The organism is Micromonospora citrea (assembly GCF_049629545.1).
GTDB classification, from domain to species: domain Bacteria; phylum Actinomycetota; class Actinomycetes; order Mycobacteriales; family Micromonosporaceae; genus Micromonospora; species Micromonospora citrea_A.
Genome location: NZ_JBNADX010000031.1, coordinates 37,920 through 60,067, shown reverse-complemented (window position 1 = coordinate 60,067; position 22,148 = coordinate 37,920). Strand labels below are relative to the sequence as shown.

Annotated in this window: 20 protein-coding genes and 4 pseudogenes; 8 read left to right on the top strand and 16 right to left on the bottom strand. The window is 71.1% G+C overall.

All coding sequences use genetic code 11. The annotated features are described in order from the left end of the window. Positions 1-107: 107 nt before the first annotated feature. Entirely contained in the window at positions 108-1,007 is a 900-nt protein-coding gene (locus tag ACPFP2_RS26085) for a hypothetical protein (protein ID WP_424092323.1), read from the top strand. Between the two features lie 82 nt (positions 1,008-1,089). Here ACPFP2_RS26085 and ACPFP2_RS26080 read toward each other — a convergent pair whose 3' ends face one another. From ACPFP2_RS26080 to ACPFP2_RS26055, 6 genes are all read right to left on the bottom strand, one after another. Next, the gene (locus tag ACPFP2_RS26080; protein WP_424092321.1) at positions 1,090-1,482 is read right to left on the bottom strand and encodes a hypothetical protein; all 393 of its coding nucleotides are present in this window, start codon (positions 1,480-1,482) and stop codon (positions 1,090-1,092) included. Next, a complete protein-coding gene (locus tag ACPFP2_RS26075) occupies positions 1,479-2,171 on the bottom strand; it encodes an AAA family ATPase (RefSeq protein WP_424092319.1) in 693 nt (230 codons plus the stop codon). Before ACPFP2_RS26075 ends, ACPFP2_RS26080 begins: the two co-directional genes overlap by 4 nt. After that, positions 2,158-3,942 carry an AAA family ATPase gene (locus ACPFP2_RS26070; RefSeq protein ID WP_424092317.1) on the bottom strand — a complete coding sequence of 595 codons (1,785 nt, stop codon included), beginning with the start codon at positions 3,940-3,942 and terminating at the stop codon, positions 2,158-2,160. Before ACPFP2_RS26070 ends, ACPFP2_RS26075 begins: the two co-directional genes overlap by 14 nt. A gap of 87 nt (positions 3,943-4,029) precedes the next feature. Next, positions 4,030-4,848, bottom strand: coding sequence for a ribonuclease HI (locus ACPFP2_RS26065; protein ID WP_424092316.1), 819 nt, complete (start codon positions 4,846-4,848; stop codon positions 4,030-4,032). A 29-nt stretch (positions 4,849-4,877) separates the two neighbouring features. Beyond that, a complete protein-coding gene (locus tag ACPFP2_RS26060; protein ID WP_424092314.1) occupies positions 4,878-5,570 on the bottom strand; it encodes a hypothetical protein in 693 nt (230 codons plus the stop codon). 86 nt (positions 5,571-5,656) lie between these two features. Beyond that, the gene (locus tag ACPFP2_RS26055; RefSeq protein WP_424092341.1) at positions 5,657-6,139 is read right to left on the bottom strand and encodes a DUF4352 domain-containing protein; all 483 of its coding nucleotides are present in this window, start codon (positions 6,137-6,139) and stop codon (positions 5,657-5,659) included. Between the two features lie 163 nt (positions 6,140-6,302). Here ACPFP2_RS26055 and ACPFP2_RS26050 point away from each other — a divergent pair, with 163 nt between their 5' ends. Next, on the top strand, positions 6,303-8,249 hold the full coding sequence (locus ACPFP2_RS26050; protein WP_424092312.1) for a GTP-binding protein: 1,947 nt from the start codon (positions 6,303-6,305) through the stop codon (positions 8,247-8,249). Between the two features lie 102 nt (positions 8,250-8,351). On the opposite strand, the gene ACPFP2_RS26045 is transcribed toward ACPFP2_RS26050, so the two are convergent. Beyond that, on the bottom strand, positions 8,352-8,729 hold the full coding sequence (locus ACPFP2_RS26045; protein WP_424092310.1) for a winged helix-turn-helix transcriptional regulator: 378 nt from the start codon (positions 8,727-8,729) through the stop codon (positions 8,352-8,354). A 79-nt stretch (positions 8,730-8,808) separates the two neighbouring features. Between ACPFP2_RS26045 and ACPFP2_RS26040 the strand changes: the two genes are divergently transcribed. Beyond that, positions 8,809-9,219, top strand: a complete 411-nt coding sequence (locus ACPFP2_RS26040) for a RidA family protein (protein WP_424092308.1) — start codon at positions 8,809-8,811, stop codon at positions 9,217-9,219. A 114-nt stretch (positions 9,220-9,333) separates the two neighbouring features. On the opposite strand, the pseudogene bla reads toward ACPFP2_RS26040, so the two are convergent. The 5 genes and pseudogenes from bla to ACPFP2_RS26015 all read right to left on the bottom strand — a co-directional run. After that, positions 9,334-10,004, bottom strand: a pseudogene (bla, locus tag ACPFP2_RS26035) (class A beta-lactamase); the annotation flags it as partial. Between the two features lie 152 nt (positions 10,005-10,156). After that, positions 10,157-11,335, bottom strand: coding sequence for a GDSL-type esterase/lipase family protein (locus ACPFP2_RS26030; RefSeq protein ID WP_424092306.1), 1,179 nt, complete (start codon positions 11,333-11,335; stop codon positions 10,157-10,159). Between the two features lie 176 nt (positions 11,336-11,511). Continuing rightward, positions 11,512-11,695 (bottom strand): annotated as a pseudogene (locus tag ACPFP2_RS26025) (IS701 family transposase); the annotation flags it as partial. A 58-nt stretch (positions 11,696-11,753) separates the two neighbouring features. Further along, the gene (locus ACPFP2_RS26020; RefSeq protein WP_424092304.1) at positions 11,754-12,599 is read right to left on the bottom strand and encodes an LLM class flavin-dependent oxidoreductase; all 846 of its coding nucleotides are present in this window, start codon (positions 12,597-12,599) and stop codon (positions 11,754-11,756) included. A 151-nt stretch (positions 12,600-12,750) separates the two neighbouring features. After that, complete coding sequence (locus ACPFP2_RS26015) at positions 12,751-13,770, bottom strand: aldo/keto reductase (protein WP_424092303.1); 1,020 nt, start codon at positions 13,768-13,770, stop codon at positions 12,751-12,753. 146 nt (positions 13,771-13,916) lie between these two features. Between ACPFP2_RS26015 and ACPFP2_RS26010 the strand changes: the two genes are divergently transcribed. Next, complete coding sequence (locus tag ACPFP2_RS26010; RefSeq protein ID WP_424092301.1) at positions 13,917-14,504, top strand: TetR/AcrR family transcriptional regulator; 588 nt, start codon at positions 13,917-13,919, stop codon at positions 14,502-14,504. Positions 14,505-14,512: 8 nt separating this feature from the next. Here ACPFP2_RS26010 and ACPFP2_RS26005 read toward each other — a convergent pair. The 3 genes and pseudogenes from ACPFP2_RS26005 to ACPFP2_RS25995 all read right to left on the bottom strand — a co-directional run. Continuing rightward, positions 14,513-15,109 (bottom strand): annotated as a pseudogene (locus ACPFP2_RS26005) (NF041680 family putative transposase); the annotation flags it as partial. Positions 15,110-15,412: 303 nt separating this feature from the next. Continuing rightward, on the bottom strand, positions 15,413-16,069 hold the full coding sequence (locus ACPFP2_RS26000; protein ID WP_424092299.1) for a response regulator: 657 nt from the start codon (positions 16,067-16,069) through the stop codon (positions 15,413-15,415). After that, positions 16,066-17,199 (bottom strand): sensor histidine kinase, encoded by a 1,134-nt coding sequence (locus tag ACPFP2_RS25995; RefSeq protein ID WP_424092297.1) that lies wholly within the window; start codon positions 17,197-17,199, stop codon positions 16,066-16,068. Before ACPFP2_RS25995 ends, ACPFP2_RS26000 begins: the two co-directional genes overlap by 4 nt. 186 nt (positions 17,200-17,385) lie before the next feature. On the opposite strand from ACPFP2_RS25995, the gene ACPFP2_RS25990 reads away from it, so the two are divergent. After that, on the top strand, positions 17,386-17,862 hold the full coding sequence (locus tag ACPFP2_RS25990; RefSeq protein ID WP_424092295.1) for a DUF6326 family protein: 477 nt from the start codon (positions 17,386-17,388) through the stop codon (positions 17,860-17,862). After that, entirely contained in the window at positions 17,859-18,209 is a 351-nt protein-coding gene (locus tag ACPFP2_RS25985; protein WP_424092293.1) for a hypothetical protein, read from the top strand. The genes ACPFP2_RS25990 and ACPFP2_RS25985 overlap by 4 nt, the downstream gene beginning before the upstream one ends. Before the next feature lie 774 nt (positions 18,210-18,983). Here ACPFP2_RS25985 and ACPFP2_RS25980 read toward each other — a convergent pair. Beyond that, positions 18,984-20,548 (bottom strand): annotated as a pseudogene (locus ACPFP2_RS25980) (ISL3 family transposase). Positions 20,549-20,751: 203 nt separating this feature from the next. On the opposite strand from ACPFP2_RS25980, the gene ACPFP2_RS25975 reads away from it, so the two are divergent. Both ACPFP2_RS25975 and ACPFP2_RS25970 read left to right on the top strand, forming a co-directional pair. After that, positions 20,752-21,531: a hypothetical protein gene (locus tag ACPFP2_RS25975; protein WP_424092292.1), complete on the top strand. Its 780-nt coding sequence runs from the start codon at positions 20,752-20,754 to the stop codon at positions 21,529-21,531. Beyond that, on the top strand, positions 21,528-22,103 hold the full coding sequence (locus ACPFP2_RS25970) for a hypothetical protein (RefSeq protein WP_424092290.1): 576 nt from the start codon (positions 21,528-21,530) through the stop codon (positions 22,101-22,103). Before ACPFP2_RS25975 ends, ACPFP2_RS25970 begins: the two co-directional genes overlap by 4 nt. Positions 22,104-22,148: the final 45 nt, after the last annotated feature.

Here is a 22,148-nt window from a genome sequence, read left to right as displayed (position 1 = left end):
GTCAAATCTTGGATAATGCCTGGTCGCGCCGCTACTTAACGTGAGTTCGTCATAGCGGCACCCCGGACGCCGGCACGGCGACGCGGGTAGCGGAACAGGAGCACCACATGTCACAGCCGATCAGACGCCATCTCGCCGCGCTTACGCTCGCCCTCGTGCTGGGCGCCTCAGGCGCCGCCCTGGTCGCACCAGCCACCCCGGCCTCCGCCGCCGTACCCGGCCTGGTGCGCATCTCGGCCGTCAGCGCGACCAACTCCACCGACTCCCGGTTCGTCACCGCCACCTGTCCCACCGGCAAGGTGCTCACCGGCACCGGCTACGAGATCAACGGCGCCACCGGCGAGGTCGTCGTCGACGACCTACGGCCCAACGGCGGCGCCGCCACCGCGCCGACGGCGGTGACCGTCGGGGCGTACGAGGCGGACGCCTTCGCCGGCAACTGGAACGTCACCGCGTACGCCATCTGCGCAAACCCGGTCCCCGGGCTGGTCCGGATCACGGCGACCAGCAGCAACGACTCCAACAACTTCCACAGCGCCACCGCGGCCTGCCCGACGGGCAAGGTGCTCACCGGCACCGGGTTCGAGATGACCGGCGTCACCGGTGAGGGCGTGGTCGATGACCTGCGGCCCAACGGCAGCGCCGTCGCCGCGCCGACGGCGGTGACCGTCGGGGCGTACGAGGCGGACACCTTCTTCGGCAACTGGAACGTCACCGCGTACGCCATCTGCGCCAACCCGGTCCCCGGGCTGGTGCGGATCGCCGCAGTCAGCCCGAACAACTCGAACGACTCCCGCTTCATCACCGCCACCTGCCCCGTCGGGAAGGTGATGACCGGTGCCGGGTTCGAGGTCAACGGCGCGCAAGGTGAGGTGGTGGTGGACGACTTCCGCCCCAACGGCAGCAGCACCACGGCGCCCACCGCGATCTCCGCCGGCGCGTACGAGGAGGACCCGTTCACCGGCAACTGGAACCTGCGCGCGTACGCCATCTGCGCGACCAGTTGATGCCGCGACGGTGGGCCGCCCCTGGCAGGGGCGGCCCACCGTGCGTGCCGCAGGAGCTGCGCGAGCGGGGAGCGCTGCGGGCTCACGTATCGGCGTCGAGTCGGGTGAGCAGGGTGCGCACCTCGGTGTGCAGGCGGCGCAGTTCCGCGGCGGTCGGCGCCAACTCGTAGCAGTGGTGGTGGGTGGCCGCCGACAACGTCGCCCACGCATAGGCGGCGCGGCGGGCCACCTCCGGGCCCGGACCGAGCCGGCCGCGCAGCATGAGCTGCTTGGCGCGACCCTGCCGGCACGCCGCCACGGCCGGGCGACTGCGCTGCCAGTAGGAGTCGACGCCACCTTCCAGGGCGAGGCGGATCAGGCAGGCGCACGCCCGGGGCCACCAGCCGGCGGTGACCGCGCTCGTGCCGAGCGGGCCGGCACCGCGCAGCAGTTGGTCGGCCGCCGCCAGGCAGGCGGCCGGCGTCGGCGCGCTCACCCCAACACCCTGGTCAACGCGCGGGCGTCGCGGACCAGACCCGGCAGGTCCGCCAGGTACGCGCCGTGCACACCCTCCCGGCACGCCCGGTACGCCCCGACCACGGCCGCACCGTGCCGGCCCAGCCAGCCCAGCACGTCCCCGCCCCGGTCGGCGTCGTCGAACACGGCGAGCGCGACGATCGTGGTCAACCGGCGAGACGCCGCAACGATCGCCGACTCGATGACGTCGTGGGGCACCCCGGCCGCCACCCGGCTGCGCCAGATCCGCTGGTGACAGGCCGCCTCGACCGCCGTACGGCACAGCTCGGCCACCACGGGCGCGCGGACCTCGACGGGCACCTCGTCGGTGCGGGCCAGCGCCCACGCGTCGTCGAGGTGCCGGCTGACCGGGTCGGCGCCGGGTCGCAGCGTCACCACCGACCGTTCGGCCCGCCGCACCTCCACCACCCGGGCGTTGCCGAGGTCGAGGCGGCCGACCGCGTCGGGCAGCCGGCTGTCGTGGGTGAACACCACCACCTGCCGGTCCTCGGCCAACTCGGCCAGGACCCGGGCGAGGCCGTCCACCTTCGACGGGTCCATGCTCTGCACCGGGTCGTCGACCACCACGAACCGCAACGGCGTGTCCGCCGCACAGCCGCGCGGCAGGAACACCGCCAGCCCGAGGGCCTGCAACTCACCCTGGCTCATCACCCCGAGCGCGACACCGCTGTCGGCGCCGTCCACACTGACCGGGAAACACCACCCGCCTGCGGGTGTTCGACCCGGCCAGGGTCATCGCCCCCAGCTCGACGTTGCTCTCCTGCCGCAGCCGCTGCCAGATCCGTTGCGAGTGCGCCGCGAACGGCCGGATCCGCTCGTCGCGCACCGCCGCGCCGGTGTCCTTCAGCCACGCCCGCGCCGCCTTCAGCCGGGCCAGCGTCGCCTCGGCCGCCGCCAGCGCACCGGCGGCGGCCAGCCAGGCGCGCAGCTGCCCGGCCGCCGCCCGCCAGCCGGTGTCCCGCTCCCGCAGGACACCCGCCGCGTACGCGCGGGCCGCGTCGGCCGCCGCCACCAGCGCCGGATACCGCGCCTGCAGGTGGTCGGCCAGCTCCACCGGATCCCCGGGTACGCGCCGCAGCTCGGCCACCGCCTCGGTCAGCGCCCGCAGCGCAGTGGCCTCCTCGTTGGCGCTGCCCTCTGCGGCCGGCCTCGGGTTTTCGGCGACGGGCAGCGGCAGGTCGTCGATCAGGTGGTGCGCCTGCCGCAGCAGGGCGGTCAACCGGGTCGACGCGGCCTGTGCGGCCAGACTGCGCCGCTGCAGCGCGGTGACCGTCGCCTCCGCCTCGACCCGCCAGCCACCGTGCAGCGCCCCGGTCCGGCACACCGGGCACGGCCCGTCACCGGCGTCGGCGTGGTGTTCGAGGGCGAGGCGCAGCAGCTCCGCGCCGCGCAGCGCCGCCCGGGACCGGCCCCCGTCGTGGCGCACCACGTCCGCGACGGCGTCGCGCAGCTCCCGCGCGAGCCGGGTCACCTCGTCCACCCTCGGCACGCTCAGTTCGGCCAGTTGCCGGCAGCGGCGTACCGCCTCGTCGGTGCTGTCCTCGTCGGGCTCGTCGAGGATCGCGGTCAGCGCCGGCAGGTCCGCCGGACCCCGGCGGCGCAGCAGGACGGCGGCCCGCGCCGCCCGCTCGTCGTCGACGCCGTCCAGCGTGGCGGCCAGGGTGGCGCGCTGTCCGCGTACCTCCTTGATGCTGGCCTCGTGCGGCCCAGCGGCGCGCAGCAGACGCCGGTCGGCGTCGGTGATCGCGTCGAGGCCGACGATCGCGAACAGCGCGTCGAAGAGCTGGCTCTGCGTGCCGGCGGCGAGCCGGCCCAACTCGGCGGCGGTGAGGAACGGCCGGTACAGCTCCAGCGGCCGGTCCAGACCCAGCTCGGCGAGGCCGGCGGGCCGGCCGGCGGCGCTGGTGACGGTGACCTCGGCGTCGGCCAGGTCGGCGTCGGACCGCCAGGCGCGGGTGATCACCGTGGGGGTGGGCACCCCGTCGACGTGCAGCGCCACCGAGATGCGGCACGGGTCCGGGGTGTGCAGGTTGCGCCAGCCGGTACGCCACACGCTGGTCTTCTCCGCCCAACGGGCGCTGTCGCCGGTCAGGGCCAGCTCGACGGCCTCGGCGAAACTCGACTTGCCGGAGCCGTTGCGGCCCACGACCAGGGTGAGCCCAGGTCCGGGGTGGATGTCGAGGGTGCGTTGCGGCCCGACGCCGCGGAACCCGGCGACGGTGATCGACTTCAGCCAGACCTGCCGCTGCTCGGCGTGGCCGGTGGCGGGCGGGTCGAGGCGGGTGGGCGTGCCGGCGAGTGCGGCGGTCAGGTCGTCGTCGCCGCTGAGGGCGGCGAGGACCAGGTCGGCGACGTCGGCCGGTACGGCGGGGTCGGCGGCGAGCCGGTCGAAGACCAGCTCCAACACGGGTTCGGTCATGAACGCTCTCCAGTCGCGGTGGAGGGTGAGTCGTGGAAGGCTCCGCGGGCCCGCCGACGTTCGCGGCGTCGACGGACCGGGACTGGGTCAGACGGCGGCGGTGGCGTGCCAGTCGTGCAGGAACGCCTCGGCCAGGGCGCGGGCCCGGGGGCGCAGGTCGAACGTCTCCACCTGCCGGCGGCGGGCCATGTGCGACAGGGCGTCGGCGGCCTCGTTGAGCGGGTGACCGCTGTGCCCCTTGACGTGGGCGAAGACCAGGTCCGGTCGGGCGGCCACCTGCCCGGCCAGCCGCACCAGGGTGGGCTGGTCGGACCAGCGGCGTTGCCGCAGGCTGTAGCCGGCGGGCATCGCGTCGGTCTCGCCGGCCTGCCAGCGGTGCAGCCACCGGACGCCGGCCAGGCTGTCCAGCAGCACCGTCATGCCGACCGGCGGCTGCTCGTACGCGGTCAGCAGGAAGTCCACCGCCCGCAGCTCGTTGATCAGCACCCGGGACACCCCGGTCGGGTCGAGCCGGCCGGTGCCCCTGCCGAGCAGCCCGTACCGGCCGTCGCTGGCCAGGTAGCCGATGCCACCGGCGCGGCCCTTCCAGCTCGCGTCGGTCGCGGCGACCAGCGGCGCCGCCGTGTGCGTCCACCGGGTGATCCAGCCACGGCCGCGCTGGCTGCTCTGGGCCGGCTTGCGGTGGGTGTCGTGGGCGGCGGCCAGCGTCTCGGCGGTGTCGAGCAGGTCGGCGGCGCTGGTGAATTCGTCGTAGCGGGCGGCGGTGACGGCTACCTTCACCGCGTCGCCGATGCGCTCGCAGTCGGGGCAGCGGGTGGGGCGGGTGTAGGCGCGCAGGGTGGCGGCGCGGTCGTGCAGGGTGGTGGGGAGCAGGGTCAGGGCGTGGAGGAACTCATCGGGACGCACGACGCCTCCTGACGTCTCGGGCAGGTGGATCAGAGGACCTTGATCGAGTCGACCTTCAGCAGCGGAACCGTCGTCTCGCCGCCGATCTGGGTGTCGTAGCTGAAGGAGCCGAGCACCGTGACGTTGGCGCGGAAGATGTCGTCGTCTACGAGGTTCTCGAGCTGGGTCTCGTCGCCGTTGAGGAGCGTGTTCGTCTCGTAGTCGTACTTCTCCGCCATCCGGCGGTGCGCCACGTTGGCGCGGAAGGTGTCGGTGCCTGTGGCTGCGTCGAACTGAGTCACCCGCCCGTACACGACGTAGGTCTTGCCGAGGTATGCGTCAGGGTTCTTGGCGACGAGCTTCCACTGCCGCTCGGTCAACGCCTTGTAGGACGGGGGCTTCGGCTTCGGAGCGGGCAGCGTCGTGGTCGGGACTGCCGTGGTCGGCTGTGCCGTGCTGGGCGTCGCGTTCGGGGTCGTTGCGTTCGGCGAAGCGGTGGTCGGGGCCGCCGAGCTGGGGCTGGCCGTCGGGCCGCTCGCGGTCGCGGACGGCTCGTCGTCTCCAGCGGTGACCGCGCCGAGCGCGATGCCGCCGCAGCACAAGGCGATGATCAGGGCGACACCGCCGACCGCCCAGGCCTTGACATTGCTGACCTTGCTCGCGGGCGCCGACGTGACGGCGGGCTCGGCGTGGGAGGGCGCGGCGGGCTGGTCGGCCGGCGGCGGGGTGGTCGGGTCGGACATGGCGAGGCTCCTCCGGGTGTGAACAGGTGGGGGTGTGAACAGCCGGGGCGGGCGACGTGCCCGCCCCGGAGCGGACGGGGGAGCGGTCAGCCGAGCGCGACGGCGACGCCGCCGGAGAACGGCGAGTCGTGCAGTTCGAGCTTGGCGAGGGTGACCTTCTTCGGGATGTCGAAGACGACGACGGCGGTGACCTGGTTGCCGGGGTTGATCTCGTTGAGGAACGTCTCGGCGTTCTTGTTGGCGTAGAGGGCGGCCTCGCCGTCGGCGGAGTACTCGGTGCCGTCGGCCGCGTACGCCTTCTGGCTGCTGCCGTCGAACATCTGCGCTTCCTTGCCGATGTTCTTGACGTTGACCGTGACCAGGCAGAACTGGCCCTGGGCCTTGGCGCCGAGCAGGTCGGTGCCGACCTTGGCGACACCGCACTTGGTCGACTTGACCGTGAACTCGAACTTGCCGTCGCGGGCCGGCTGGCCGGCCTTCGCGACCTTCGCCCGCTGGTGACCTCGACCAGGTCGACGACCCGGCGAGCACGCCGGCGACGGAGACGAGGGCGAGGTCCGGAACCGAATCCGATGGCGGCGGTCGCAGCGGCGTGCGATCCTGCAGACGGCTCACCGCAGCACTTCGGTGGAGGGCGTCTGGCGCAACGACTACGACGAGGAGTGACGATGCGAGCAGATTCCACGCTCCGGACCCTGGACCGTCCTACCGTGGAGTTCTGCCTTGGCGTTGTTGAATCTCGGAATTGTCGCCCATGTTGACGCCGGAAAGACCAGCCTGACCGAACGCCTGCTCTACGAGGCGGGCGCCGTGTCCCAGTTGGGCAGTGTTGACGCCGGCACGACGAGGACCGACTCGATGGAGTTGGAGCGCCGCCGCGGCATCACCATCCGGGCGGCCGTCACGTCGATCGCGTTCGGCGATCTGAGCATCAACCTGCTGGACACCCCCGGCCACCCCGACTTCATCGCGGAGGTCGAGCGTTCGCTGGCCGTGCTGGATGCCGCAGTGCTTGTGGTGTCGAGCGTGGAGGGAGTCCAGCCGCAGACGGTCGCCATCTGGCGGGCGCTACGCCGCATCGGCGTACCAACGCTGTTCTTCCTCAACAAGGTGGACCGCCGCGGCGCCGACGTCGACCGGGTGATAGCCCAGGTACGCCAGCGGCTCGGGGCACGTCCGGTCATGCTCACCACGGTCACCGGACAGGGCGCGTACACCGCCCGGGTGCGGGCCGTGAGCCTCGACGCCGAACCGGTGGTGGAGGCGGTGGCGGAGGTCGACGACGCGGTCGCGGCGCGGTGGTTGTCGGACGAGCCGGTGCGCGTTCGCGACGTCCGGCATGCGACCCGGCACGCGGTGCGCCGCGGCGATCTCAGCCCGGTGACGTGCGGCTCGGCGATCACCGGCGCCGGCGTGCGGCAGCTGTGCCGCCTCATCACCGACCTGCTGCCGCGGGGCGAGGAGCGGGACGGTCCGCTGGCGGGCACCGTCTTCGCCGTCGATCGGGACGGGCACGGCCGGCGGGCCTGGCTACGGCTGTGGTCCGGGCAGCTGCGCGTACGGGATCGGGTGCAGCTCGCCGGCACTCGCCCCCAGACGGTGACCCAGATCGCCGTCACCGAGCCCGACGGCGTCCTGGTGCGCCCCTCGGCGTCCGCCGGGCAGATCGCCGCGGTGCGCGGCCTGACGGCCCGGATCGGCCAGCACATCGGGGACCCGCCTCGACGGCACGTCTACCGGTTCCCGCCACCGACCAGGCAGGCGGTCGTCGAACCCGTCGAACCAGACCAGCGCCTGGCGATGTTCGCCGGCCTGGCCGAGCTGGCCGACGAGGACCCGCTGGTGAACCTACGGCTCGACGAGCAGCAGGCGGAGGCGGTGATCCACCTGCACGGCGAGGTCCAGAAGGAGGTGCTGGCCGCCCTCATGGAGAACCGATACGGCGTCCGGGTGCGGTTCTCCGGCACACTGACCGCCTGCATCGAACGGGTCGCCGGCACCGGCGCCGCCGAGGAGCAGGTGAACGAGAGCGGCAACCCGTACCTGGCCGGGCTGGGGTTGCGCATTGAGGCCACCCCGGTCGGGCACGGTGTCGAGTTCCGCCCGGGTGTGGAACCCGGCCGGCTTCCACCGGCCTTCGTCGCCGCCACCGAAGAGGGTGTACGGGCCGCGCTGCGGCAGGGCCGGCACGGCTGGCCGGTCACCGACTGCACGGTCACCATGACGGCCTCCCGCTACTTCCCCCGACAGAGCAGGCCGCACCAGAAGTTCGACAAGTCCATCTCGACCGTGGCGGCGGACTTCCGCAATCTCGCCCCGGTCGTGGTCGCTGCTGCGCTGCGCCAGGCCGGCACCCGCGTATGCCAACCGGTCGAGCGGTTCGACGTCAACGTTCCCCAGCATGCGGTGGAGACGGTGCTGGCGCTGCTCGGCCGGCTCGGAGCGGTCGTCCAGGACACCGCCCTCACCGGCGGCTACCTCGAGATGAGCGGCACCCTGCCATCGGCGCGGGTCCCGCAGGTCGTGGCTGCTCTTCCCGACCTCACCGGTGGCGAGGCCGTCCTGACCACGACCTTCGACCACTACGCGCCGGTCACCGGTGAGGAGCCGCCGACGTTGCCCCGGCGCGGACCCGATCCGGACGATCGGGAGGCGTGGTTCCGTGCCGTACCCCGGTAGGGCCTCGCGGAATGCCGGAGATTCTGCCGCCGGCGGCGGCCGGCCGCCCCGTTACCCGTTACCCGGCCGAAAAATCTCTTCCTGGGTTCTTATTGCCGGTCGTCACTCGATCTCCGCGTCAAACGCCTTGCGGGCGTGTTCGATCTGCGGCATGTAGGTATCGGCCCACTCGAGGAGGGCGTCGACCGGGGCACGCAGGGTTTTTCCCAGCCGGGTGATCCGGTACTCCACCGCGACTGGGCGGGTCGCCACGACATGGCGTTCGATGATCCCGTTGCGCTCGAGTCGTCGCAGGGTCGCTGTGAGCGATTTCTGCGTCACCGCCGGGACCGCCCGGCGCAGCTCGTTGAACCGGCACGGGCGCTCGCACAGTTCGTTGAGAACGCTGAGCGACCACTTGTCCAACACCTGGTCGAGCAACTCGCGGTGCGGCGCGTCGATACGCATCTCCTCGGCAGGGGCGGTGGTGGTATCGCGCATGAAACCAGGTCTCCTTGAAGTGTCCTCTGTCAACTAGGTATCAATGGTAAACCGAGTTGGTTCCAGTAGAGGAGAAACGATGCCCGTCACCCGCTTCAGCCCCGACGGCCTCCAGCCGCACACGCCCTACGATCACGTAGCGGTGGCAACCGGGTCACGTCACATCCACGTCAGTGGTCAGATCGCACGCCTGGGCGACGGCACACCGGTTGCGCCGGGCGACCTGACCGGGCAGGTCGCGCAGACGTTGCGCAACACCGGCCGGGCCCTCGCCGGAGCCGACGCATCATTTGAGGACGTGGTCCGGTTGACCTTCTACGTGACCGACTGGGCACCCGAGAAGATCGGGCCGTTCATGGCCGGGATCGAATCGGTCGTCGAGGAGCTCGGTCTGCCCTGGCCCCTTCCGCCGGCGTCGCTGATCGGGGTGGACCACCTCTTCGAGCCCGACGTGCTCGTCGAACTGGAGGCGACCGCAATCTCGCAGTGAGTGCTTCCTGCTCGATCGCGAGATTGAGACAGCGGTCCGCACGGCCACGCGTCGGTGTCGCCACCTCACGCCCTGCATCACCTTGTGTCATCGTGCCCAGCATCAGGCCGGCTCCCGCAGCCACCCGTTGAGGATGTCGCGGTCCGTGGGTTCGAGGGCGTCGCCGACGGCGTACCCCGTAGGGATTCAACCAGGGCCCGTGGGGTGCTGGTGTCCCGCCGGTCGCCGGGCCTGGCCTCGTTGAGCGCGGTCTCGTAGCGCGCGGGATCGGTGACCTTGTCTCCGATCTCGCGCAGTTCCTTCTCGAACGTCTGTGGTCCGCCGAGGTGGCGCAGCAGCAGGTTGCCGGCGGTGTTGTCGCTGTACCGCACGGCGGCGTCGGCGATGGCGCGCAGCGTCATGCCGTCGGCGACGTGCTGCTCGGTGATCGGCGAGTAGGTCACCAGGTCGTCCGCCGAGTACCGCACCACCCGGTCCAGCTCGGCCTCGGTGGTCTCGTCGAGGACCTCCGCGGCGGCCAACGCCTTGAAGGTCGAGGCGTACGCGAACCGTTCGTCGGCCCGGTACCCCACCGTCCGGCCACTGCCGGTGTCGATCGCGTAGACGCCCAGCCGCGCGTCGAACCTCTCCTCCAGCTGCCGGAACTCGTGCTCCCGGTCGGGTGCGGGTGACGCGGGGGCCGTCACCGCGCTGTCCCGCGTCGGCTCGGCGGCACCGGCGGGGCTGCAGGCGGCCAGGGAGATCACTGCCGCCGTGGCCACCAGGCGGTGTGTCGCGGAAACCATGATCACTCCTTGTCGATACGTGGACCGGGCACCGGACAGCCGGTCGGACAGACTCGACCCTGACAGCGATCCGGCATGCGGTCGAAGACAGAAGTCGCGGGATTCATGCCGATCGGACATCAACGGCGCGGCGCGGGCCGACCGCAGGTGGATCAGGAGCGGCGTTCCGCGAAGGGTCCGTCGGCGGCGAACGCCCGCTTCGCGAAGCGTTCGGCGATGCGCCGGTGGGTGGCGGTGTCCGGGTGGAGCTGGTCGGGCAGCGGCAGCTCGGCGAAGTCAGCCTCGCCGTAGAGGTCGAGGCCGTCGAGGTGGTGCAGGTTCGGGTCGTCGGCAGCGCGCTGGGCGGTGATCCGCGCCAACTCGTCGCGGATGACACGGAGGGTGAGTTTCCCGCTCGCCCGTTCCGCCGGGTCGCCGGTGGCCCGGAAGCGCACCTGTCCGGTGGCGAGGGCGGCCAGGTCGAACGCGCCGGGGCCGGGGGTGTCCTCGTGGATGGGGCAGTAGATCGGGGAGACGACCAGCAACGGCGTGGTGGGATGGCCGTCGCGGATGGTGTCGAGGAAGCCGTGCACGGCCGGGGTGAAGGCGCGCAGCCGCATCAGGTCGGTGTTGACCAGGTTGATGCCGATCTTCACGCTGATCAGGTCGGCCGGGGTGTCCCGCATGGTGCGGGCGGTGAACGGGTCGAGCAGCGCGCTGCCGCCGAAGCCGAGATTGACCAGCTCGACGCCGCCCAGGTCGGCGGCGAGGGCCGGCCAGGTGGCGGTGGGGCTGGTGGCGTTGGAGCCCTGACTGATGGAACTGCCGTGGTGCAGCCACACCCGGCGCCCCCGGTCGGGTACGGGCGCCACCGGGGCGTCGGTGCGCAGGGCGACGAGTTCGGTCCGCTCGTGGTGCGGCAGCCAGATCTCGACGTCCTTCGCCCGGTCGGGCAGGCCGGTGAACCGGACGGTGCCGGGTGGGCCGGACCGGTGCTCCGCGGTGCCGCTGGTCATGTCGACGGTCACCGTGTCGCCGCCGGTGACGCTTGCCTGGTCGGTCAGGTGGCCGTCGACGAGCAGGTCGTAGACGCCGTCGGGGCGGTCCGGCAGGCCGGTGTAGGTGTGTCGGGTGGGCAGCGTGTCCAGTTCGATCGCGGTGGCGCGGGTGCGGAAGGCCAGCCGCACGCCGGCGGGCTGTGCCTCCACCATGGCGAGCTGCCCGTCGGTGTTCTGGGCGCGGGCCCAGGCGGGCAGCCGGTGCGGCAGCACCCCGCGCGCGGTGCGCTGCACGTCGAGCGCTCCGCGCAGGAGGTCCGTGCTGATCGGGGTGGTGATCCAGGTGGACATCATGCTCTCAATCCATCAAGTGACGTTGTCGGATGGCGGTGACCCGGCGGCCGGGTCGCTCACAGCCAGTCGTGTTCGCGGGCGTAGCGGGCCCGCTACGCGGCGGGTTGGGCTAGAGGTTCAGCGGGCGTTGACACCCACCGGCGCCAGGCATCAACCCCCGGCAGGCCGGGGGGAACCTCACGTTGCATCTCGGCCGACCGCGTGCCCTTCTTCAGGAACCCAGTGTCGTCGACGATAAGCGCACCGCCGCCGTTCTTGCGGCCCAGCCCCGACACCAACCGGCACAGGTACTGACGCGCCCGCCGCCGCGGCTCCGCCCGGCGAAACCGAGTCCCGATCCGCGTGTGCAAAACGGTCCAACTCCCCGTGTCGCCGGTCACCGGGTCGGAGGTCAACTCGAACCGAACCGCCACGGCCGCTATGTGGCCGACGGGGTGATGAGCTCGTCGGCGACCCAACGCGCGACGCCGGCGGGGTAGGGCGCCGGCAGCACGAGCACGATGTGCCCGAAGCCGGCGCCGATCGCCCTGCCGATGGCGTCCCGGGTGAGCCTGGGCTGGTCGTAGGAGACGGGCAGGTTGATCGAGCGGGTGATCGACGCGGGGTCGCGGCCGATTTCGGCGCGGTAGCGTTCCAGCAGGGCGCCGCGGCTGACGGCGTCGTTGACGTCTCCGCTGGCGATGTTCCAGATGTCCGCGTGCTTGGCGACCACCCGCAACGTGGCGGCGGAGCGGCCACCGATCACGATCGGCGGGTGCGGGCGCTGCATGGGCTTGGGGCTGGCGAACGCTCCGGTGAGGTCGACGCACGTGCCGTGGAAGTCGAACGGTTCGTTGTCGGTCCAGAGTCGCCGGATGACCGTGAGCGCCTCGGCGAGGCTGCCCACGGCGTCGGCGGTGTCGGCGAAGGGCAGGCCGTGTGCGGCGTACTCCCGCCGGGCCAGGGGGTGACCAGGCCGCGACCCGACGCCGATGCCGAAGTCGAGGCGCCCGCCGGAGACGGTGTCGACGACCGTGGCGATCTTGGCGAGCATCGCGGGAGGCCGGAAGCGGTTGCTGGTCACCATCACGCCCAGGCGCAGCCGCTCGGTCTGCGCGGCGAGGGCGGAGAGCAGGGTCCAGCCTTCGTACGCCGGTCCGCCCGGGTCGCCACCGATGGGCATGAGGTGGTCGAACAGCCACGCGTGCTCGATCTCGGCGATGTCGTCCGCTTCCTGCCAGACCCGCAGGATGTCGTGGTAGTCGACGTGCATCGGGGCGGTCATGAGCCCGAAGCTGGGCGAGGGCTTGCTTGGCATGGGGTCCGTTCGTCCTTTCGCGCGAGCCCGGTAAGGCCTGGCTGTGCGGTTGGTCAAGCGGCAGACGGACGCGTAGGCGTACGCCCGTCTGCCGCCCGGTCGCCGACGTGCCTGGTGATCAGCGGCGGCGCAGCGCCGGGTCGAGCAGAGCGGGCGGGGTGTCGTTCTTCTCGTGGGCGGCGAGGTCGACGCCGGGAGCCACGATCGCGTCGATCGCGTCCAGCACGTCGGCCGAGAGCACCGTGTCCGCGGCGACGAGCTGCGAGCGGAGGTGCTCCATCGTGCGGGGGCCGATGATCGCGCTGGTCACGCCCGGGTGCGCGGTGACGAAGCCGAGCGCGAGCTGGATCATGCTGAGGCCAGCCTCGTCGGCAACGGTGGCGAGCTGCTCGACGGCGTCGAGCTTGGCGCGGTTGGCGGGGATGCTGATGTCGTAGCGCTGCTGCATGAAGCCCGCGCGGTTCGTGCTGATCTCCTGGCCGGCACGGATCGCCCCGGACAGCCAGCCCGACGCCAGCGGGCTCCAGGCGAGCACGCCCATGCCGTACTCCTGCGTCGCGGGCAGCACGTGGGTCTCGATGCCACGCTGCAGGATCGAGTAGTTCGGCTGCTCGGTCACGTAACGGCTCAGACGTCCCTCGCGGGCGGCCCACTGCGCCTGCACGATGCGGTAGGCCGGGAAGGTCGAGGAGCCGAAGTAGCGGATCTTTCCCGCGCGCTGCAGGTCCGTCAGCGCCGACAGCGTCTCCTCGTCGCTGGTCGTCGGATCCCACCGGTGCATCTGGTAGAGGTCGATGTGGTCGACGCCGAGGCGGCGCAGGCTGTTCTCCAGCGCGGTGACCAGCCAGCGGCGCGAGCCGCCCCGCTGGTTGCGCTCGTCGCCCATCGGCAGGGTCGCCTTGGTGGCCAGGACGACAGCGTCGCGGCGGCCGGCGATGGCCTTGCCGACCATCTCCTCGGACTGGCCGCCGCTGTAGGCGTCGGCGGTGTCGATGAGGTTGATCCCCGCATCGAGCGCGGCGTCGACGATGGCGGTGGCGTCCTCCTGGGTGGTGTTGCCGATCTTGCCGAAGTTCATCGCGCCGAGTACGAGGGTGCTGACCTGCACACCGGTGCGACCCAACGTGCGGTACTGCATGACTGTTCTCCTTACAGGCGTCCGGCGGTACACGCTTTGGTGGCGGCCCATCCGGTCGGTATGCTGAGTAAGCGGAACGACGTTCCGATAAACAACATACGGAACAACGTTCCGGATGCCAAGTGGAGTGACGGAGGTAACGCGACGTGGCCGACATCGACAGCGGCTCAGAGCAACCGGTCCCGCGCAAGCGGGCCGACGCCCGGCGCAACGAGAGGGCCCTGCTCGACGCCGCCGCCGCGGCGTTCGTCACCTCCGGCGTCGACGTGCCCGTGCGGGACATCGCCGTCAGGGCGGGCGTCGGCGTGGGCACGATCTACCGCCACTTCCCCACCCGGGCCGACCTCATCGTCGCCGTCTACCGGCACCAAATCGAGGCGTGCGCGGAGGCGGGACCGGCCCTACTGGCCGACAGCGACACACCGCACGCCGCTCTGGCCCGGTGGATCGACCTGTTCGTCGACTTCCTGGTCACCAAGCACGGTCTCGCCGCAGCGCTACAGTCCGACGACGCCGCCTTCCAGACCCTGCACGCCTACTTCCTCGACCGGCTCGTCCCGGTCTGCGACCAGCTCCTAGACGCCGCCGTCGCCGCCGACGAGATCCGCCCCGACATGGACGCCTACGGGCTGCTGCGCGGCGTCGGCAATCTCTGCATCGGCGCGGGCAGCGATCCCCGTTACGACGCACGCCACCTGGTCGACCTCCTCGTCGCCGGGCTTCGCGTCCGCTAGCTTGATCTTTAACCTGTGCGGCGTGGCCTCGGGTTGTTCGAGGTCTTCGCTTTCTTCGTTCTGTCTTTCGGTTTCGTGCTGGTGACGGCGGTGACGATGTGGACGTCGTGACGGGCTGCCGGGTGGCGGTTGCGTAGTCCGGGTGGTCGGCCGGGTCCTGGCCGGGAGGGTTTCGGTGCGAGGGCGGGGTTGCCGGCTTTGCTGCGCAGGTGCCGAAACCCTCGCCGGACGCGGGCGGGCGTGAGTCGCTCGGGGGGCGCTGGGCGTTCCCAGGGCCGGCGCAGGTCGGCGACGGCGCCTCGGGCGAGGCGTAGCTGGGTGTAGGCGGTCAACGCGAGCCAGGTCCAGCGGTCGGCGGCGTGCGGGTCGCGCAGTTTCGGGCTGGTCCAGCCGAGGGTTTGCTTGAGCATGCGGAAGGTGTGTTCGATGTCGAAGCGGCGCAGAAACGCTTGCCAGAGCAGGTCGACTTCGGCGTCAGTAGCGGTCGCCTGCGACCACCACAGCCAGACCGGTTTCGCGATAGCGCCTGATGGCAGCCGGTCGACCTGAAGCAGGATCACGGTGCCCTCGATGATCGGCAGCGGGCCGTGCTGAGCGGCCCACGCGGTGACGACGCGGCTACCCCTGACCAACTGCCGTTGCAGTACAGCTAGCTAGCGCTGCGGGATGTCGGAGCCGTAACGGGTTGGCCGCCGCCGACACGGTGGTCGATCCTTCGGGGCACCGAGCACCGTGACACGCGACCGGGACACCGCAGGACGCACCCGTGTAGGAAGGGACAGCCGCCGGACGTCCGACGGTGCGCCCGAAGCCAGCGGCATGCCCACTCAACCCGCCCGAGGTGAGTCCCTCGCCTTATCCGGCCCCCCGGCGCTCCTGCTTCCGCGATTCGAGTATGCGGGCGCCGATCAGGTGTCGACGCGGCGTGTCTCGTAGGCCCACACGACGATCTCGACGCGGTTGCGGGCGTTGAGCTTGCGCATCAGGGCGGCGATGTGGGTCTTGACGGTGCTGAGGCTGATGGACAGCTCATCGCCGATCTCGCTGTTGGTCCGCCCGCGAGCGGCAGCCAGCAGGACCTGTTCCTCACGAGCGGTCAGCGGCTCGACAGGCTCAGGCGGCACCGAGCGCGAGCGGCTGTTCGCGAAGGAGGACAGGAGCCTCGCGGTGATGTTCGGTGCGATCAGGGCGTCGCCGCGGGCGGCGGCATGGACGGCCTGGGTGAGCATCTCGGCGCCGGCGTCCTTGAGGAGGAAGCCCCGGGCGCCTGCCTTCAGCGCGCCGTAGACGTACTCGTCGAGGTCGAAAGTGGTGATGACGACGACGGCCAGAGGATCGACGACGTCGGCCCCGGCGAGCTGACGGGTGGCTTCGATCCCGTCGACCTCGGGCATGCGGATGTCCAGCAGGCACACATCGGGACGCAGCGAACGGGCCATGGCGATCGCCCGGCGGCCGTCGGCGGCCTCGCCGACAACGGCGATGCCCGGTTGGGCATCCAAGATCATGCACAGCCCTGCCCTGACGATGTCCTGGTCGTCAGCGACCAGCACGCGGATGGTCATGACGCGCGCGCTGTCCGAGGCAGCGAGGCGTCGACGCTCCAGCCGCCGTCCGGGTCAGGTCCCGCCCGGAGGGTGCCGCCGAGCAGGCTCGCCCGCTCGGCCATGCCGCGCAGCCCGTAGCCGGCGTGCGGGGAACTGGTCGTACTCGCCTCGCCGTCATCGCGCACCCGCAGGTGCACCTGGCTGCGGGATGCGGTGACGTCGACGGTGACGTGGGTGGCGCCGGAGGCGTGGCGGGTCGCGTTGGTGACCGCCTCGGCGGCGATCAGGTAGAGGGCGGTGCCGACTGCTGGCTCAACGGCCTCGACGTCACCGGAGACCTGCACGCGCACGCCCAGCACCTCGCCGCCGGGACGAGCGAGTCGTTCGACGTCCACCACCCCTCGCCGGGGGGCGAGATCGGCGTCTGTTCCGTCGCGCAGCACGCCCACGAGGGCTCGCATCTCCTTGAGCGTCCGGGACGCCTCTTCCTCGATGGTGACCAGGGTGGCCAGCGCGCGCTTCGGATCTGCGGCGGACAGCGCGCGACCTGCCTGTGCCTGGACGGCGATGGCCAAGACGCGGTGGCCGACCGTGTCGTGCAGCTCGCGGGCGAGTTCGTTGCGCTGGTGAAGCCGCACCTGCTCCATGTCGCGGTCGTGGCTTCTGGTGCGGTAGCGCACTGCCGCGCCGAGCGCGGCCGAGAACAGGAAGAAGCCGTAACCGGCGACCTTCTCCGCGGGTGAGGTCGGCTCCGCGATGAGGGTGACGGGTAGCCAGATGAGGATGATGCCGAGTCCGAGGGCAGCCTCGCGCCCTGCCCCCCAGCGCAGCAGGGCGTAGGGCAACACGAGCAGCCCTGCGATGCCCAGCAGACCGGTGGCATCAATGACCGCGATCCTCGCGATGTCGAACGCGAGAACGGCTCCGAAGGCAACGGTGACTGCGGCCAGCGGCCGCGTGCGTCGCCACAGTAGGCACGCCGCGACCACGACGCTGACACCGACCAGCAGCGGCGCCCATGCCCTGTCGTCGCGCAGCAGTACCTCGACGAGCGAGATCGCGACAAGAGCCGAGGACAGCGCCCAGTCCCGCCAGACCCGCACCGGCGGGCGTGCGGGGCGAGGCTCAGCCCAGATCCCAGCAAGCATGCTTCCCCCTCCCGGACAACGTAAGGGGGCCGCCGCTCGGGCGGATCAGTCGAAAGTACTGCGGATGTCCCGTGCCTGCGGCCAGGACAGCACGAGCCCGCAAGCGGATGTAGCGCCCGCCAACGCTGGTCATGGTTAAGACATCGAGTGAGCCGACCCGGCTGACGCCAACACACAGGAGACGTGATGACCAGAACCGACAGACCAGCCGGTGCGCTCCAGGAAACGCACATCCCGGTCCAGGCGAAGCTCGCCGCGGCCTGGGCCAGCTTCATGTTCCTCTACATCTACGTCGACTACCTCGCCCTGTACAAGCCCGGCTTCATCGACGACATCCTGGTCGGCGTCGTTCACGAGTTCGACACCGGCCCCACCTTCGTCGCCCTTGCGCTCACGCTCATGGCCATCCCGATCCTCATGATCCTGCTCTCCACGACACTCCCCGCCCGCGTCAACCGCGCCACCAACCTCGTCGTGGCAACGCTCTACATCCCCGTCTCGGTGTACAACGCGGCGGGCGAGTCCTGGACCTACCTCTACTTCTACGGCCTCTCCATCGGACTCGAGCTGCTGCTCCTGGCCTTCATCCTGCGCGCCGCATGGACCTGGCCCCGGACCATTCGAGCCACCGCCGGCCGCGACCTCGCCCAGGCCCGGGTGTGACGCTCGAGGCAGGCCCGGTGTGCGGGGTCGGTGACAGCGGCTCCGGCAACAGCGACCGCGAGCAGCAGCACGACCCAGAGCGAGACGGCGCCGACGTCGCGCAGCACCACGGAATCGCCCGCCCCGTCAGTGAGCAGCACCGTGAGTGGATCAACGTAGGCGCGTCCGGGGATGCCGTCGCCGTCCCGCACGGGGACCAGGTCCCGCAGGAGTCCGTGCAGGCGATTGAGGATGCGAGTGCGTTCGCGGGTGAGGTCGTCGCGGTGCTCGGTCGGCTGCCACCAGCAACTCTCAGACCCCTGTTGCGGCGGCTGCTCGGCCGCGAGCGAGCCAACCTCCGCGCCTAGGCATTACACCTAGGCGGTAGGGGGTTTGCGACTGCGCGGGGTTCGATCCCAGGGTGGTCCAGCCGGATTCGATCCGTACCGATTATCACATTTGCCGCTGGGGGACTATCGTTCTTGGTCATCGCCGACGGGCCCACGTGGGTGTTGCCGAGAAGCTCCCATGCAAGAGCAGCGCGAACGTAGTGCAGGGCCGGCGCTACCGCGAGGCTGGCGGTGTACCAATAATCCGCAGGATGGTGGGGTGAGCAGAAGACGAACCACGCCCCGCCAACACCCTGCTCGCCCTCGCCGACCTCGCCCGGAAGGAACCGCACGGAAGTGACCTGATGATAGATTCGCCTCCCGGCCCACACCTATCGCGACGGTGACGAGAGCTTGGCCGCCTGCGGCGCACTCGGCTCCCGCTGTGCGCGACCACGTCGACGCCGGCCGCATCCGCCTGCCGGCCTTCCGGCCCACGCCCTCACACCGGCCGAACGGCTCCTCGGCGTTGTTTGCCATGCCGAGGCCCCGACGAGTGCATCACCCGTTGACCGGATTGTCGTCGTCGCGGGTACGAGTTAGGCGACCGACATCGTCGTGCAGGCTTTCTGGACAGCCGAATGCCGTGGAGCCGTCGGCGCGGGTAGCGTCTTTAGAGGTTCCTCATTGACCTCATCGGTGAGTCAAGGTGACTGTCACGGCTTTGCCTGTCGTCACATCTGCTCTGCCGCTTGTCGGCTCCGCCTGAAAACTGGCTCTGGCACACATTCTGTGATTGATCTCGGTGGCGGCTCACGGGTTGGTCAGGATGCGTTTGCGTAAGAGGTCGAGGTTCGCGCGGCCATACATCTGTCGCTTGATCGTCTTGATGCGGTTGACCTGGCCCTCGACCGGGCCTGAACTCCAGGGCTGGGTGAGGCCGGCGACGACGGCGTCGCGGTCGCTGGCGAGGCCGGCGGCGAAGCCGCGGATTTCGGGGTGTGCAGCGTGGCGGGCGCGGTCGATCCAGGCGTCGAGGTGCTGCCCGGTGCCCTGGTGGCGGACCAGCGCGGCGAACCCGCGGGCGAGGTCGGCGACGGCATCGAGGTCCGGGCAGCGACTGCGGGCGTCGGCGAGACCAGCGCGGTCGTCGTCGGCGAGTTTGTGGCCGGGGCGCATGATCCAGGCGGTGTGATCCGCCGGGCCGACGGCACCCGGACCACGGTCGCAGGGGTGGGTCGGGTGCGGTTCGTGGCGAGCCAGTCCCGCAGCACCCGCAAGCTCCCTTGGTAGCCGCGGGCCAGGATCTCGCCGTGCAGGTCAGCGGTCTGATGGACGCCGTCGGTGAGGCGTTGCCGTAGGTAGGAGTGGAACGGGGCGAGGACGCTGGGGCGGCTGCTGGCGTTCGGGCCGATCAAAGCGTCGGCGGTGGCGGCGTGGGCGTACTTGCGGGCAGTTCTGACGTTCATGCCGAGGCGGCGGGCGGCTGCGCTGATCGACAGTCCTTCGGCCCGTAGGACGTGCACGGCCGCGTGGCGTTGGCGGGTGTTCGCCGCCCGACGTCCCGTCCTGACCGGCTCGTCGGCCGGCGCGGCCAGGGTGGGGTCGGTGTGGGTGCGGAGGCATCGGCGGTGCCCGCGAATGACCTTCTCGACGGTGTCGCTGAGGTTCTTGAGCAGGTGCCACCGGTCGGCGACCTGAATCGCCTCAGGTGCTCCCTTGCGGGCGCCGTCGGCGTAGCTGCCACCACGATCACGGCAAATGATCTGAACGCCAGGATGCTGGCGCAGCCACGCGGCGAGGGTGTCGGCGGTGCGGTCGGGCAGGACGTCGATCGGTCGGCGGGTGTGCATGTCGAGCAGCACGGTCGCGTATCGGTGGCCGCGACGGCGGGCGAAGTCGTCCACGCCCAGCACCGTCGGCGTCGCTGGCGACGGGTCGGGCATCCGCCGGATCATCCGGATCAACGTCATTCGCGACACCGACACCGCCAACCGATGCGCCAACCGGCTACCCGGTCGACCGCCCAACGCCACCGCGACGGCTTGCAGGTCACCTGTCGCGAGGACTGTGTGGCGGGCATGCCCGCGGGTCAATCCTGGCACCTGCTCGACGAACGTCCGCCGCCCACATCCGGCGTTCAGGCAGGCGAATCGGCGGACTGTCAACGCGACCAACACCTCGTGGCCACCCAACCTGACATCGGCCAGCCGCCGCACATAGCGACCATGCACCATGGTCGACCAAGTGCCGCAGACGCCGCACGGCGCCCGCACCGTCTGTGTCGCCGCGTCGATCCTGACCCCGACGCCCCGGACCACCACCGCTTCCAACCGCAGGCCTACCAGATGCGGCAGCAACGCCGAGATGATCTCCACCTGGGCACCCAACCCGAACTACCGACGAGCGCGACTCACAAAATGTGTGCCAGAGCCCGGCAATCACCGTCGCGATCGACGTGGAACACCCACCGACGGGGGATCTGGTGCTGGCGGCGCTGGCGTCCGCGGGGCCAGCTGGCGGGCCCTCACCGCATGTACGGGTGCTCGGTCGAGACGAGGAATGGACGCCGGAGTTGCTGGTGAGCGCCTACGAGCCGGGGCGGGTGCGCATCTGCGGCGGGGATGGCGCTCCGCTCTGTGACGACCTGACCATCCTAAGTGGTGACGGCGGGCGGCAGGTCGCGGCGGTACTCGAGCACCTGGCCCGGGTACAGCAGGTCAAGGCCCTAGTGAACCCCGTCTCCGCCCTGGCCGGCGCGGTCTCGGTGGAACTCGTCGAAGCCCGGCCAGGCGAAGTGAGTGTGCCTGCGGACCGTCCACCGCTGCGCCCGGGCGGGGACGGCGCAGTGCACCTACGCTACCGCCGGGAGCAAGGGCAGTGGGTGCCGCCGACCGTCTTCGTCCGACTGCGTAACGATAGCGGCCGGCGGCTCTTCTTCGTCCTGCTCGACATCACCGAACGGCACCGTGCCCATGCAACGCTCTTTCCCGGGGACCACGTCGCGCCCGGGCATGTCGGTGCGGCGCTGTACGGGCGCCCGGTCGAGCTGCGGCTACCCGCCGGCAGCCCCCTGGCACGGGGCGCCACCACCCGCGACTGGCTTGTACTGCTCGCCGCGGAGGAAGAATTCAACTCGCTTCCCTTTGAGCTGCCCGCCGTGGCGGAGGCGTCGTCGGGACCGGCACGGGCACCGCTTGCGGTGACCGGCCTCCTTGGGCGGTTGGGCCTCGCCGCCGAGCACCGGGATGCGGGAGCGATCGAGGGTGCCGCGTGCGACTGGGGCACCGTAGCGGTGCCGGTGGTCACGGGCGTGCCGACCGGCCACAGTCTGGCCGAGCCGATACGGGAACCGGCGTGAGCGCCGTGCCGCTCGACGAGTGGATCGCCCACCTGATTGCCCTCACGACGGAGCCGCCGCCCGGAGCCGATGTCGCAGAGCTGACCGGGATGCTCGGGCAGGCTTACCTGGAACGCTACGACCTCGACCCGGACGAGGCGCTCCTCGCGGCTGCCGTCGCGGCGTTCGACCGCGCAATCATCACCGCCCCGAACCACGAACAGGCGGTGCGTTGGTACTGGGGGCTCGGCGCGGCCCAGGTGGAACGGACGCGGCTCGATGCGGCCGCGGCCGATCACGACGCGGCCGTGGCCCACCTGGCCGTCGCGTACCAGGGATGGCCGGCGGACGATCCTCAGCGTGACGTCGTCGCAGTGGAACTGATCGAGGCCATCTGGGACCGGTTCCTGTGGCGGTGCCTGAAGGACGGACGCGCCCCTGAGGCCGCCGCCCTGAACGCGGACGAGGTCGTGAAGGCGGTCCAGGCCGTAATGGTGTCACCCGCGTCCCCTGATCTCGCGACCTACGCCCAGATGCTTTTCGGGATGGCACTGCTGGCGCGGTACGACCACGGCGGGGGGGCGGGAGCATGACCTGGATTGCGGCATCGAGACGCTCGCCGACGCCCTCGCGCAACT